The organism is Amycolatopsis sp. NPDC104819, assembly GCF_055583145.1.
Genome location: NZ_JBVJON010000014.1, coordinates 129,585 through 143,639, shown reverse-complemented (window position 1 = coordinate 143,639; position 14,055 = coordinate 129,585). Strand labels below are relative to the sequence as shown.

General features: G+C 70.0%; 9 protein-coding genes. 3 read left to right on the top strand and 6 right to left on the bottom strand.

The window, feature by feature from the left end:
• Nucleotides 1–193 precede the first annotated feature (193 nt).
• Both ACZ63E_RS36405 and gltB read right to left on the bottom strand, forming a co-directional pair.
• Entirely contained in the window at nt 194–1,645 is a 1,452-nt protein-coding gene (locus tag ACZ63E_RS36405) for a glutamate synthase subunit beta (protein ID WP_465340801.1), read from the bottom strand.
• Nucleotides 1,638–6,209 (bottom strand): glutamate synthase large subunit, encoded by a 4,572-nt coding sequence (gene gltB / locus ACZ63E_RS36400; protein ID WP_465340799.1) that lies wholly within the window; start codon nt 6,207–6,209, stop codon nt 1,638–1,640. The genes ACZ63E_RS36405 and gltB overlap by 8 nt, the downstream gene beginning before the upstream one ends.
• Before the next feature lie 542 nt (nt 6,210–6,751).
• Here gltB and ACZ63E_RS36395 point away from each other — a divergent pair.
• A complete protein-coding gene (locus tag ACZ63E_RS36395) occupies nt 6,752–7,384 on the top strand; it encodes a YigZ family protein (protein ID WP_465340797.1) in 633 nt (210 codons plus the stop codon).
• Between the two features lie 437 nt (nt 7,385–7,821).
• Complete coding sequence (locus tag ACZ63E_RS36390) at nt 7,822–10,524, top strand: GH92 family glycosyl hydrolase (protein WP_465340795.1); 2,703 nt, start codon at nt 7,822–7,824, stop codon at nt 10,522–10,524.
• 59 nt (nt 10,525–10,583) lie between these two features.
• Here the strand turns inward: ACZ63E_RS36390 and ACZ63E_RS36385 are convergent, their stop codons facing one another.
• From ACZ63E_RS36385 to ACZ63E_RS36375, 3 genes are all read right to left on the bottom strand, one after another.
• The gene (locus tag ACZ63E_RS36385) at nt 10,584–11,150 is read right to left on the bottom strand and encodes a GNAT family N-acetyltransferase (RefSeq protein WP_465340793.1); all 567 of its coding nucleotides are present in this window, start codon (nt 11,148–11,150) and stop codon (nt 10,584–10,586) included.
• Nucleotides 11,151–11,190: 40 nt separating this feature from the next.
• The gene (locus ACZ63E_RS36380; protein ID WP_465340791.1) at nt 11,191–11,448 is read right to left on the bottom strand and encodes a hypothetical protein; all 258 of its coding nucleotides are present in this window, start codon (nt 11,446–11,448) and stop codon (nt 11,191–11,193) included.
• Between the two features lie 136 nt (nt 11,449–11,584).
• Nucleotides 11,585–12,040: an Lrp/AsnC family transcriptional regulator gene (locus tag ACZ63E_RS36375; RefSeq protein ID WP_465340940.1), complete on the bottom strand. Its 456-nt coding sequence runs from the start codon at nt 12,038–12,040 to the stop codon at nt 11,585–11,587.
• Nucleotides 12,041–12,120: 80 nt separating this feature from the next.
• Here ACZ63E_RS36375 and ACZ63E_RS36370 point away from each other — a divergent pair, with 80 nt between their 5' ends.
• Complete coding sequence (locus ACZ63E_RS36370; RefSeq protein ID WP_465340789.1) at nt 12,121–13,185, top strand: Glu/Leu/Phe/Val dehydrogenase dimerization domain-containing protein; 1,065 nt, start codon at nt 12,121–12,123, stop codon at nt 13,183–13,185.
• Nucleotides 13,186–13,208: 23 nt separating this feature from the next.
• Here the strand turns inward: ACZ63E_RS36370 and ACZ63E_RS36365 are convergent, their stop codons facing one another.
• Complete coding sequence (locus ACZ63E_RS36365) at nt 13,209–14,021, bottom strand: PHP domain-containing protein (RefSeq protein WP_465340787.1); 813 nt, start codon at nt 14,019–14,021, stop codon at nt 13,209–13,211.
• Between the last annotated feature and the right edge of the window lie 34 nt (nt 14,022–14,055).

Below are 14,055 nucleotides of genomic sequence, written 5' to 3'. Positions count from 1 at the left end.
TGGAGCTCGCGACCACGCCGGAGCAGCTCACGGAGCTGAAGCGGCGGCACGGCTGGGCGACGTCGTGGGGGGGGGGGGGGGGGTTTTTCCCCCCCCCCCCCCCCCCCCCCCCCCCCCCCCCCCCCCCCCCCCCCCGCACCCCCCCCCCCCCCCCCCCCCCCCCCCCCCCCCCCCCCCCCCCCCGCGCCGGGTCTTACGCGATCGGCCGGTCCGTCGGCGCGATCGGCCGGGGCAGGAAGTCGCGCCCGGTCAGGTACGCGTCGACGCCGGCCGCGGCGCTGCGGCCCTCCGCGATCGCCCAGACGATCAGGGACTGGCCGCGGCCCATGTCACCGGCCACGAACACGTTGTCCAGGCTCGTCTTGAACGCCTTGTCGCGCGCGACGTTGCCGCGCGGGTCCAGCTCGACGCCGAGGTCTTCGACCAGGCCCTTCTTCTGCGGCCCGAGGAAGCCCATCGCCAGCAGGACGAGCTGTGCGGGCAGCTCGCGTTCCGAACCGGGCACCGGGACGAACTTGCCGCCCTCGTTGCGCACCTCGACCAGCTTCAGCGCCCGCACGCGACCATCGGAGTCGCCCACGAACTCCTGCGTGTTCACCGCGTACATCCGCTCGCCGCCCTCTTCGTGCGCCGAAGACACCCGGTAGATCATCGGGTAGGTCGGCCACGGGTGGGCGTCCGAACGGGCCTGGGGCGGCTTCGGCATGATCTCCAGCTGCGTCACCGAACGCGCGCCCTGGCGGTGGGACGTCCCGACGCAGTCCGCGCCGGTGTCGCCGCCGCCGATCACGACGACGTCGAGCCCGGCGGCGTCGAACGGCGACGCGTCGAGGTCACCCGACGCGACCCGGTTCGCCGGCGGCAGGAACTCCATCGCCTGGTGGATGCCGTCCAGCTCGCGGCCGGGGATCGGCAGGTCGCGCCAGTCGGTCGCGCCGCCGGCCAGCACCACGGCGTCGTACGACGACCGCAGCTCGTCGGCCGAGAGGTCCACGCCGACGTTCACCGAGGTCCGGAACTCCGTGCCCTCCGCGCGCATCTGGTCGAGACGCCGGTCGAGCCGCTGCTTCTCCATCTTGAACTCGGGGATGCCGAAGCGCAGCAGCCCGCCGATCTTGTCGGCCCGCTCGAGGACCACGACGCTGTGGCCCGCGCGCGTGAGCTGCTGCGCCGCGGCGAGTCCCGACGGGCCGGAGCCCACGACCGCGACCTTCTTGCCCGTCTTCGCGGTGGGCGGCTGCGGCGTGATCCAACCCTCTTCGAAGGCGCGGTCGACGATGGAGATCTCGACCCGCTTGATCGTCACCGGGTCGTCGTTGATCCCGAGCACACACGCGGTTTCGCACGGCGCCGGGCACAGCGTGCCGGTGAACTCCGGGAAGTTGTTGGTCGCGTGCAGCCGGTCGATGGCCTGCTGCCAGTCTTCCCGCCACACCAGCGTGTTCCACTCCGGGATGAGGTTCCCGAGCGGGCAGCCCTGGTGGCAGAACGGGATGCCGCAGTCCATGCAGCGGCCGGCCTGCTTCTCCAGCTTCGTGGTCGCGAAGTCCTCGTAGACCTCACGCCAGTCCATCAGCCGGAGGTCGACCGGACGGCGCTTCGGCTCTTCGCGGGTGGTGGTCAGAAAGCCCTTGGGGTCAGCCATGTGCGGCCTCCATGATCGCCTCGTTCACGTCGCGCCCGTCGCGTTCGGCCTGGACCTGGGCGGCGAGCACACGCTTGTAGTCCTTCGGCATGACCTTCCCGAAGCGGTCGACTCCCGCGTCCCAGTCGGCCAGCAGTTCCCGCGCGACGGCGGATTCCGTTTCGTCGTAGTGCTTTTCGAGCGTCTCGCGGAGGAAGTCCGCGTCCTCGGAGTCGAGCGGGTCGATGTCGACCATTTCCGGGTTGACGCGGTGCGCGGGCAGGTCGAGCACGTAGGCGATGCCGCCGGACATGCCGGCCGCGAAGTTGCGCCCGACCGGCCCGAGCACGACCATCCGGCCGCCGGTCATGTACTCGCCGCCGTGGTCGCCGACGCCTTCGACGACGGCCAGCGCGCCCGAGTTGCGCACGCAGAACCGCTCGCCGACCTTGCCGCGGATGAAGATCTCGCCGCTGGTCGCGCCGTAGGCGATCACGTTGCCGGCGATGATGTGGTCCTCGGCGGCGATCCGCGCGTCCTTCGACGGGCGCACGATCAGCCGGCCGCCGGAGAGGCCCTTGCCGACGTAGTCGTTGCCGTCGCCGTAGAGCCGCAGCGTGATGCCCTTCGGGAGGAACGCGCCGAACGACTGGCCCGCGGTCCCGGTGAAGGTGACGTCGATGGTGTCGTCGGGCAGGCCTTCGCCGCCCCACTTCTTCGTCAGCTCGGACCCGAGCATCGTCCCGACGGTCCGGTTCACGTTGCGGACGGGCAGTTCCAGCCGCACCTTGTCACCGGAGTTCAACGCACCCTCGGCCAGCTGGATCAAGGTGTTGTCGAGTGCCTTTTCGAGTCCGTGGTCCTGCTGCGTCTGCTGCAGCCGCAGGCCGGCCGGGGCCATGTCGGGCACGTGGAAGATCGGCGACAGGTCGAGCCCGGCCGCCTTCCAGTGGTCGACGGCCTTGCGCTTGTCGAGGAACTCGGCGTGGCCGACGGCCTCGGCGATCGACCGGAAACCCAGCTCCGCCAGGTACTCGCGCACTTCCTGGGCGATGAACTCGAAGAAGTTGACGACGTATTCGGCCTTGCCGCTGAACTTCTCGCGCAGCTTCGGGTTCTGCGTCGCGACGCCGACGGGACACGTGTCGAGGTGGCAGACGCGCATCATGATGCAGCCGGACACCACCAGCGGCGCGGTCGCGAAGCCGAACTCCTCGGCGCCGAGCAGCGCGGCGACGATCACGTCGCGGCCGGTCTTGAGCTGGCCGTCGGTCTGCACCACGATCCGGTCGCGCAGCCGGTTGGCCAGCAGCGTCTGCTGCGTCTCGGCCAGGCCCAGCTCCCACGGGCCGCCGGCGTGCTTGATGGACGACAGCGGCGACGCGCCCGTCCCGCCGTCGTGGCCCGAGATGAGCACGACGTCCGCGTGCGCCTTGGACACACCCGCGGCGACCGTGCCGACGCCGACCTCGGACACGAGCTTCACGTGGATGCGCGCGCGGGGGTTGGCGTTCTTCAGGTCGTGGATCAGCTGGGCGAGGTCCTCGATCGAGTAGATGTCGTGGTGCGGCGGCGGCGAGATGAGGCCGACGCCCGGTGTCGAGTACCGCGTCTTCGCGATCCACGGGTACACTTTCGCGCCGGGCAGCTGCCCGCCTTCGCCGGGCTTCGCGCCCTGCGCCATCTTGATCTGGATGTCGTCGGCGTTGACGAGGTACTCGCTCGTGACGCCGAAGCGTCCGGACGCGACCTGCTTCACAGCACTGCGCCGCTCCGGGTCGTACAGGCGCTCCGCGTCTTCGCCGCCCTCGCCGGTGTTGGACTTCCCGCCGAGGCGGTTCATCGCGATGGCGAGGGTCTGGTGCATCTCCATGGAGATCGAGCCGTAGGAGATCGCGCCGGTGGCGAACCGCTTGACGATCTCCGAGACCGGTTCGACCTCGTCGATCGGCACCGGTGCGCGCTTGCCGTACTTGAAGTCGAACAGCCCGCGCAGCGTCAGCAGCTTCTCGGCCTGGTCGTCGACGGCCTTCGTGTACTCCTTGAAGACGTCGTACTTCCCGGCCCGCGTCGAGTGCTGCAGCTTGAACACCGTCTGCGGGTTGAACAGGTGCGGCTCGCCTTCGCGGCGCCACTGGTAGTCCGCGCCGGTCTCGAGCTCGCGGTGCGTGGCGCGGACGCCGTCGGCCGGGAACGCGTACTTGTGCCGCTTCGCGACTTCGTCGGCCAGGGTCTCGAAGCCGACTCCGCCGAGGCGGGACGTCGTGCCGGTGAAGCAGTTCTCGACGACGTCCTCGCCGAGCCCGACGGCCTCGAAGATCTGCGCGCCAGTGTAGGACGCGACGGTCGAGACGCCCATCTTGGACATGGTCTTCCGGACGCCCTTGCCGAGCGCCTTGATCAGGTTGTGCGTCGCTTCCTTCGGCGTGACACCCGGGATCAGGCCCTGGTGGGCCATCTCCTCGACGGTCGCCATCGCCAGGTACGGGTTCACCGCGGCGACGCCGTAACCGATGAGCAGCGCGATGTGGTGCACCTCGCGCGCGTCGCCGGCCTCGACGATCAGGCCGACCTGCGTGCGCGTCTTCTCGCGGACGAGGTGGTGGTGCACCGCGCCGGTCAGGAGCAGCGAGGGGATCGGCGCGTGGTCTTCGTCGACCCCGCGGTCGGACAGCACGATCAGCCGCGCGCCGTCCTCGATGGCCTCCGACACCTCGGCGCGGATCTCGTCGAGCCGCTGGACCAGCGCGTCGCCGCCGCCGTGGACGTTGTACCGGCCGAGCACGGTGACGGCCTGGAACTCCGGCAGGTCACCGTCGTCGTTGACGTGCACCAGCTTGGCTAGCTGGTCGTTGTCGAGCACCGGGAACGGCAGGGTGATCCGGCGGCAGGACGCCGCGTTGCCGACGAGCAGGTTCGGCTCGGCGCCGATCTGCGTGCCGAGCGCCGTGACCAGCTCCTCGCGGATCGCGTCCAGCGGCGGGTTCGTGACCTGCGCGAACAGCTGGATGAAGTAGTCGAAGAGCAGCCGCGGGCGGCTCGAGAGCGTCGCGAGCGGCGAGTCGTTGCCCATCGAGCCGATCGGCTCCGCGCCGGTGCGGGCCATCGGCTCGAGGATGGCTTCGAGCTCTTCCTCGGTGTAGCCGAACGCCTGCTGGCGGCGCACGAGCGCGGCGTGCAGCGGCACCTCGCGGTCGCGCTCCGGCAGGTCCTCCAGGTGCACCAGGCCCGCCTCGACCCACTCGTCGTACGGGTGCTCGGTGGCCAGCTCGGTCTTGATCTCCTCGTCCTCGACGATCCGGCCTTCGGCGGTGTCCACGAGGAACATCCGGCCGGGCTCGAGACGTCCCTTGCGGACGATCGTCGCCGGGTCGATGTCGAGCACGCCGACCTCGGAGGCCAGCACGACGAGGCCGTCGTCGGTCACCCAGTAGCGGCCGGGGCGCAGGCCGTTGCGGTCGAGCACCGCGCCGATCTGGCTGCCGTCGGTGAAGGCGACCAGCGCCGGGCCGTCCCACGGCTCCATCAGCGTCGAGTGGAACTCGTAGAACGCGCGCCGCGCCGGGTCCATCTCCTGGTGGTTCTCCCAGGCCTCCGGGATCATCATCAGGACGGCGTGGGGCAGCGGCCGGCCGCCGAGGTGGAGCAGCTCCAGGACCTCGTCGAAGGACGCCGAGTCGCTGGCGCCGCGGGTGATCACCGGGTAGATCCGCTTGAGGTCACCCGGGACCAGGTCGGTCTCGAGCAGCGCCTCGCGGGCGTCCATCCAGTTGCGGTTGCCGCGCAGGGTGTTGATCTCGCCGTTGTGCGCGACGTACCGGTACGGGTGCGCCAGCGGCCACGACGGGAAGGTGTTGGTGGAGAAGCGGGAGTGCACCAGGCCGATGGCGCTGGTGACGCGCTCGTCGGTCAGGTCGGCGAAGAACCGCTCGACCTGGGGCTCGGTGAGCATTCCCTTGTAGACGATCGTGCGCGAGGACAGCGACGGGAAGTACACGTCGTCGTCGACGAGCTCGTGCTCCGCGCGCTTGCGGACGCAGAAGGCGCTGCGCTCGATGTGCAGCGGGTCCGAATGCTCCGGCTTCGGGCGGCGCGCGGCGAGGAACAGCTGCGTGAAGTGTGGCATGGTCTCGGCCGCGGTCGGGCCGCAGTGCTCGGTGTGCACCGGCAGCTCGCGCCAGCCGAGCACCCGCATGTCCTCTTCGGCGGCGATGCGCTCGATGGTCGTCATCGCGCGGCCGCGGCGCTTTTCGTCCTGCGGCAGGAAAGCGGTGCCGACGGCGTAGGTGCCCGGCTCGGGCAGCTCGAAGTCCACGACCTCGCGGTAGAACTCGTCGGGGATCTGGATCAGCAGCCCGGCGCCGTCGCCGGTGTCCGGTTCGGCGCCCCGCGCCCCGCGATGTTCCAGGTTGCGCAACGCGACCAGGGCTTTCGCGACGATCGCGTGGTCTCGCCGGCCGGTCAGATCGGCGACGAAGGCGACCCCGCAGGCGTCGTGTTCGTACTCGCTGCGGTAAAGGCCCTGGGCCTCGGCGTTGCTGAGCTGCTCCCCGGACGGGGGCAGGGAACTGGCACGGTGGGTCACGGCTGGCCGCCTCCCAAGGCGTTGGCGCGACCGGTACTCACTCCATCAGGTGGTTCGAGCTGAACCGGTTAACGAAGTGGTCCGGTACCGCGATGGTCAGTCGAGAACAGTTGCTGTTGTCGGCGTTGTCAGAGTGCAAGATGCCGCGAAGCGTCGGCCGGGCTTCGATGCTCGGAAACCGGACGCGGGTCATCTGGGAGGCCGCACAACGCTGGGCAGCCGAACGTGTCGGTCCTGCTGTGCGCGCACAGGCCGGCCACTGTGGTGGGGGTCAGCCGGAACGCGCGGTGTTACTCCCGGGTTCGCCGGGTCTTATGACGATAGTGTGAATTCGCTGTTATCGACATACGTCGTTGTCCCCGGGTGGGAAATGCCACGCTTACGTTGACGGCACCCAGGGTAGTCCCATATGCCGGGCGGTCCCTCCCACGTGTCGACCGGTTATGGTCCTGACCTGCGGAAACGTCCGTCCAAAGTGGTCTGGGGCACGTGTTGTGAGGTCCGCAAGGGGTGAGAAGCTGGGTGCATGGCGGACCCGTCCGATGACTGATCGTTATCTCTCCGTGGCTCGATCCGGGGTCCACGAGGTCGAGATCAAGCGCTCCCGGTTCCGCTGCGCGCTCGCCCCGGCGACGTCGGAAGCGGCCGCGCGCAAGTTCATCGCCGCCCGCCGGCGGGCGGAACCGGGCGCCCGGCACCACTGTCACGCGTTCGTGCTCGGCCCGGACGGGCGAACCCGGCGGTCCAGTGACGACGGTGAGCCGGCCGGCACGGCGGGCGTCCCGATGCTGGAAGTCCTCCACCGCCGTTCCTTGACGGACACGGTCGCGGTCGTGTCGCGGTACTTCGGGGGAGTGCTGCTGGGGGCGGGCGGGCTCATCCGCGCGTACGGCCAGTCCGTTTCGGACGCACTGGAAGTGGTTGGTGTACTAGAACACAGGCGTCTCAGTCTGGTGGAAGTGGCGGTGAGCTACGACCGCGCGGGCCGGCTGGAGAACGACTTGCGCGCGTCGCCGTATCTCGTGCACAGGACGCGCTTCGACGAGCTGGCCCGCTTCGAGATCGGCCTGGCGCCGGGCGAGGCCCCGGCTTTCGGGAGCTGGCTGGCGGACCTGACCAACGGCGAAGCCGCCACAACGGAACTCGGCGAAACCTGGGTGGCCTCCCGCCCCTGACTTCGTGTCGACCCCTCAATCACGCGTGTCGACTCCCCAGTCACGCGTGTCGACCCCTCCCGCACACGCACCATGTGCCTGAACGGACGACACGCGTGACTGGAGGGACGACACGAAGTCCCGGCTCGGCAAACCTGGGGCCAGAGCCCGGGATCCGGCTGGGGTCACGGGGGTTGCGGGTCTGGGCACGTGAGATACGGGGTGGGGTGGGTGGTCCACGGGGGTCGAGTGGTCCGGTCGTGGATCGCTTGGCGCACAACGGACTTTTGGTGCTATCGCGACCGGCCCCCGCCGTGGCACCATGTCGTGCCACCGAGTTCCGGTACCACCTCGATCGCCACGACGTTGTCGGCGCACTGTGCGTGCTGACAACGTTGTCACTCGTCCGACAACGTTGTCGCGCGGCGGAAGAAGCGTGCGACAGGGAGGAAGGTTCCATGTCCAGGCTGAAGAGACGCGCGGTGCTGCTCGCCGCGGTTCTCGTCGGGGCGGGGCTCGCCGCGCTGCCCGTCACCCCCGCCGGCGCGGCGACGCTCGCCCTCACGCAGTACGTGAATCCCTTCATCGGCACGGACAACAGCAACTCGCCGAACCCCGTGCCCGGCGGCGCCGGCGGCAGCACCTACCCGGGCGCCGCCGTGCCGTTCGGCATGGTGCAGTTCAGCCCGGACACCCCGACCGGGTCGCCGTCCGGGTACCGCTACAGCGACACCAGCATCGAAGAGTTCAGCCTCACCCACTTCAACGGCGCAGGCTGCCCCAACAACGAAGACCTCGGCCTGCTGCCGATCACCGGCGCGATCGGGACGTCGCCGGGCACCGGCTGGACCGGGTACGCCGGCCGCTACACGAAGGCCAACGAGTCGGCCGCGCCCGGGTACTACAAGAACAAGCTCGACAACTACAACACCACCGTCGAACTGTCCGCCACCCAGCGGTCCGGGTCGATGAAGCTGACCTACCCGAACACGACGTCCGCGCGGCTGCTCGTCAACCCCGGCCGCAGCGCGACCGGCAACCGCAACGGATCGGTCAGCATCAGCGGCAGCCAGCTCACCGGTTCGGCGACCGGCGGCGGGTTCTGCGGTTCGTCGAAGACCTACCAGATCTTCTACGTCATCCAGTTCGACCGCGCGCCCAGCGGGTTCGGCACCTGGCTCGGCGGCACGGTCAACGCCGGGTCCGCGAGCACCAACGGGACGAACGCCGGCGGCTACGTCACCTTCGACACTTCGAGCAACACCACGGTGCAGGCGAAGATCGGCATCTCGTTCGTCAGCCTGGCCAACGCGCAGGCGAACCTCGCCGCCGAGCAACCCGGCTTCGACTTCGCCGGGACGCGCGCCGCGGCCGACACGAGCTGGAACACCATCCTCAACCGCGTCCAGGTGGGCAGCGGGACGGCTTCGGACCTCCAGAAGTTCTACACCGCGCTCTACCACGTCTTCCAGAACCCGAACATCGCCAGCGACACGAACGGCCAGTACCGCGGGTTCGACCAGGCGATCCACACCGCGTCGCACACGGTCTACCAGAACTACTCCGGCTGGGACATCTACCGCTCGTGGGCCGCGCTGATCGGGCTCGTCGCGCCCAACGAAGCCAGTGACATCGCGAAGTCGATGGTGCTGGACGGCCAGCAGGGCGGGCTGCTGCCCAAGTGGTCGCACAACAACAACGAGCACTTCGTGATGACCGGTGACCCCGGCCCGATCGTCGTCGGCAGCATGTACGCCTTCGGCGTCCGCGGCTTCGACACCGCGGCCGCGCTCACCTTGATGGACAAGAGCTCCAACGGCGGCACCGCGCAGGGCCAGGCGATCCGCGGCCGTCAGTCCGGGTACACCAGCCGGCACTACATCACCGAAGACCCGTCGGACTCGCTCGAGTACTCGGCGTCGGACTTCGCGGTGGCGCAGTTCGCGAAGTCCGTTGGTGACACGGCGAAGTACAACACCTACATGCAGCGGGCCCAGTGGTGGCAGAACGTGTTCGGCACCGACTCCGGGTACATCCAGCCGCGCGGCAGCACCGGCACCTGGGCCTGGCCGGTCGTGCCGTCGAGCAACAGCGGGTACACCGAAGGCAACCCGTCGCAGTACACGTGGATGGTGCCCTACAACTACCAGGGCCTGATCAACCTGATGGGCGGGCGCAAGACCGCCGTCCAGCGGCTCGACCACCACTTCACCCAGCTCAACGGCGGCCTCACCCAGCCGTACTTCTACATCGGCAACGAGCCCGAGCACGGCGTGCCGTGGGCGTACAACTACGCCGCCTACCCGCAGGGCACCAGCTCCGCGGTGCGGCGCGTGATGAACGAGTCGTTCACCACCGGCGCGGGCGGCCTGCCCGGCAACGACGACCTCGGCGCGACGTCGGCGTGGTACGTCTTCGCCGCGCTGGGCATGTACCCGGCGACGCCGGGCGCGGACGTCCTGGCGCTGCACGGCCCGCTGTTCTCGTCGGTCTCGATCATCCGCCCGAGCGGCACGATCCAGATCACCGGCACCGGCGCGGGGCAGGGATCGCAGTACGTGCAGAGCCTCAGCGTCAACGGGACTTCGACGACCAAGTCGTGGATCCGCTACGGCGACATCGCGGGCGCGTCGACGCTGAACTACACGATGGGCTCGTCGCCGAGCGCGTGGGGCACGAACGTGGCGGACGTCCCGCCGTCGTACAACGACGGGTTCACCCCGCCGCCCGCCGCGCCGGAGCTCGGCACGAACCTGGCGCAGGGCAAGGCGGCCACCGGCTCGGCGGCGTGCAACTCCGCCGAGGGCGCGGCCAACGCCGTGGACGGCAGCCTGGCGAACAACAGCAAGTTCTGCAGCACCGCCGCTACGAAGTTCCTGCAGGTCGACCTCGGGTCGGCGCAGAACGTGTCGTCGTTCGTGGTCAAGCACGCCGGCCTCGGCGGCGAGACCACGGGCTGGAACACCGGCGCCTTCACGATTCAGACGTCGACCGACGGCTCGAACTGGACGACGGTCGCTTCCGTGAGCGGTTCCCGGGCCAGCCGCACGTACCACCCGATCACCACCCGGTCGGCCCGGTACGTGAAGCTGAACCTGACGACCCCGGCCAACGACGGCAACGGCGCGGCCCGGATCTACGAGTTCGAGGTCTACCGCTGAGTGAGCGGCCTGCCGCGGCTCTCGTGAGTGTTTCGGGCGGTTAGAACCGCCCTAAACACTCACGACCGGGCCAGCCATTCGTCGCGGGTGATGGCGTACTCGACCTCGCCGTGCTCGCTGCCCGGCGCGCGTTCGTGCTCCGGGAACTCCTCGAAGTACGTGCGGACGAACCGCATCCCCAGTTTCTCCATCACGCGCCACGAGCGCCGGTTCACCGTCATGGTGAACGCCGTGACGCGCTTGACCCCCAGCTCGGTGAAGCCCTTCGTGAGCAGTGCCACGGACCCTTCGGTGCCGTAGCCCTTGCCCCAGGCCTTCCGGTGCAGCCGGTACCCCAGCTCGGGCTCGTCGACCGGATCGCCGGGCCGCGGCCGGAAGTGGAACCATCCCAGGAAATCGCCAGTGCTCTTCTCGACCACGGCCCAGAAGCCGTAACCGGGGAAACGCTCGTAGTAACCGAGGAACGCGGGGAGATCCAGCGTGGCGATCTCGGCGCGGTCCGCGGGCCGGCCCCCATTGAGGTACTTCATCACGGCCGGGTCGTCGTAAAGCTCGAAGAGCGCGTCGACGTCGTTCTCGGTGAACCGGCGGAAGATCAGCCGCTCGGTTTCGAGGAATACCTGCATCGGGTGATGCTGACAGTGACCCCAGTGTGTGGCAACACGATTACGCGGCGAGCGCGTAGACCTCGCCCAGTGCCTGCGACCCGGCTTCGGTGAGCAGCGCGGGCACGAGCTGGCCGCGCTTGCCGTCGCGGGCCGGCGCGATCAGGCCGAGCCGCGCGAGCCGGTGCGCGGTGGACTGGTCGCAGCAGCTCAGGCCGTCGATGAAGAGGTCGGGCTCGCAGCTGCAGCTGATCTCGGCGTGGCCCCCGGCCACGGCTCTCAATGTGGCCCGCTCACGATGGTTCAGTTCGGTGATCATGGCGGCGCCTCCTTCCCGTCCCGCTCATTAGACCTCCGGACACCGACATTTTCCCCCTCTCAGCGTGCGAACCCGGGTATTTCAGGGGTGCACGTAGGGGTGCGTGTCGGGTTTTCCGGGTGATTCCCGGATACCCCTAGCGCAGCGGCTCAAGTGTGGTCTTGCGCACGTGGCGGAAAACGATCGACGTGCGGAAGCCGACGATCTCCCGGCGCAACGCGAGCCGGTCGGTGAGGAATGCGTGCAGGCCATCGATGTCGCGCGTGGTCACTTCGATCAGGAAATCGTCACTGCCCGCGGTCACGTACACGGAGAGTACTTCCGGCAGTTCGGCGATCGACCGCTGGAAGGAGTCGATCACCGCCCGGCTCAACGGCCGCACCTGCGCGGTGACGAGCGCCCGGACGCCGCGGTTGAGGCTCGCCAGGTCGATGTCGGCGTGGTAACCGCGGATGACGCCGCGTTCCCGCAGCAGCCGGATCCGCTCCAGGCAGGTCGACGGCGCGATGCCGACCTTCCGGGCGATGTCCCGGTTGGTCTGGCGGGCGTCCTCCTGCAGGTGGCGCACGATCGCCGAATCAAGTTCGTCCAGCACGGGGACCTCCGGTTCGGCGCCGAATTTAGTTCGGCGATAAGTCGACAACGCCGTTCATCACTCTAGCTTCGGTCGGTATGACCGCACATGAACAGCTTGTCGCCCGGCGTGGCCGTCGTTCCGGCGTCACCACGATGGTCGCGATCCACTCGAGCGCCCTCGGCCCGGCCGTCGGCGGCTGCCGTTTCAAGCCCTACGCGACGACCAACCAGGCGGTCGACGACGTCCTCCGCCTGTCGGCCGCCATGACGGCGAAGTGCGCCGTCGCGGGACTCGGCTTCGGGGGCGCCAAGAGCGTCATCGCGCCGGAGCCGGGGCGTGTGCTCTCGCCGGCGGACCGGCGGGACGTCCTGCTGGACCACGCGGACCTCGTCGCCGAGTTCGGCGGGCGTTACCTGGCCGGCCCGGACGTCGGCACCGGCCCGGCGGACATGCTCGTCCTGCGCGAGGTCTCGCCGTACGCGTTCTGCACCCCCGAGTCCGCGGGCGGCACCGGCTCCTCCAGCGGCCCGACCGCGGTCGGGGTGCTCGCCGCCCTGAGGGCCGCCGCGACCGCCGTGTTCGGCTCACCGGACCTGGCCGGCCGGCGGGTGGTCGTGAGCGGTTACGGCTCGGTCGGGGCCCACCTGGCGGCGAGCCTGCACGACGCGGGCGCCGAAGTCGTCGTCTCGGACATCGACCCGGCGAAGCGCGCGGAAGCCGAGGATCAGGACCTGACCTGGGCCGAGCCGGAGAAAGCGCTCACCCTGACGGCCGACGTCGTGGTCCCGGCCGCCGTCGGCGGGGTCCTGAGCCCCGAGAGCGTGGCCCGGCTCGACACCCCGCTGGTGGTCGGCCCGGCCAACAACCAGCTCACCGACGACGCCGTCGCGGACGACCTGGCCGCCCGCGGTGTCCTGTGGGTCCCGGACTACGTCGCGAGCGCCGGCGGGATCCTGTACACGCTCTCGCGCGAAGCGGAGGGCCTGGACCACGAGGCCGCGCTCGGCCGCGTCGAGACGATCGAGAAGACCGTCACGGACCTCCTGCGAGCCGCGAAGGCCGGCACGACCACCCCGCTACGGGAGGCGGCCGTGCTGGCCGAGCGGCGGCTCACTTCTGGTGCGGCGCCACGTACTCCGGAGCCTCGAACGACGGCTTGACGTACCGGACGCCGCCCTCGGGCTCAGCCGACGGCGGCTTCCCGCAGCGCGGCCAGGACCTCCGGCGACGTCGTGTGCTCGCCCAGGCGCACGGGCTTGCGGTCACCGTGGAAGTCACTGGACCCCGTCGCGAGCAGCCCCAGGTCGGCGGCGAGCAGCCGCAGGCGTCCACGGACCTCCGGCGGCTGCTCGGGGTGGTCCACTTCGATCCCCGCCAGCCCGGCCGAAGCGAGCGTGGCCAGCTGGGCGTCCGAGACCGACGCGCGGCGTTTCACCGAGCGCGGGTGGGCCAGCACCGCCACACCCCCGGCCGCGCGGACCAGCCCGATCGCGTCCGCCGTGGCCAGCACGTGCTTCGGCACGTCGGCGCGGCCGCCGTCGGCGATCCACTCCGGGGTGAACGCGTCGGTGATGCCGGCCGCGGCCAGCGCCGCCGCGATGTGCGGACGCCCGAGCGGCGCTCCCGCGGCGATCGTCTCGACCTGCGCCAGCGTGATCGGCGCGCCCAGCTCGCGGCAGCGTTCGACCATCCGCACCGCGCGGCGGGCGCGGTCGGTGCGGATCAGCTCCAGCTCGGCTGCCAGGCCCTCGTTCCCGGGGTCGACGAAGAGGCCGAGCAGGTGCACCTCGGCGTCGTCGAGCCGGCACGAGATCTCGACACCGGGGACGATCTCGACGTCGGCCGCGCTTTTTGCCGCCTCGGACAGACCCGCGACGGTGTCGTGGTCGGTGAGCGCGAACACGCTCAACCCGGCCTCGGCGGCCAAGCGCGGCAGGTCGGCGGGCGGCGTCGTGCCGTCCGACGCGGTGCTGTGGGTGTGCAGGTCGATCGTCACACAGCGGATAGTCGCACCGATCGACTTGAATGGG

Coding starts and splice junctions, on each gene's coding strand:
- ACZ63E_RS36380 (WP_465340791.1), bottom strand. CDS start 11,448: ATGATCACCGAACTGAACCATCGTGAGCGGGCCACATTGAGAGCCGTG.
- ACZ63E_RS36390 (WP_465340795.1), top strand. CDS start 7,822: ATGTCCAGGCTGAAGAGACGCGCGGTGCTGCTCGCCGCGGTTCTCGTC.
- ACZ63E_RS36370 (WP_465340789.1), top strand. CDS start 12,121: ATGACCGCACATGAACAGCTTGTCGCCCGGCGTGGCCGTCGTTCCGGC.
- ACZ63E_RS36405 (WP_465340801.1), bottom strand. CDS start 1,645: ATGGCTGACCCCAAGGGCTTTCTGACCACCACCCGCGAAGAGCCGAAG.
- ACZ63E_RS36385 (WP_465340793.1), bottom strand. CDS start 11,150: ATGCAGGTATTCCTCGAAACCGAGCGGCTGATCTTCCGCCGGTTCACC.
- ACZ63E_RS36395 (WP_465340797.1), top strand. CDS start 6,752: ATGACTGATCGTTATCTCTCCGTGGCTCGATCCGGGGTCCACGAGGTC.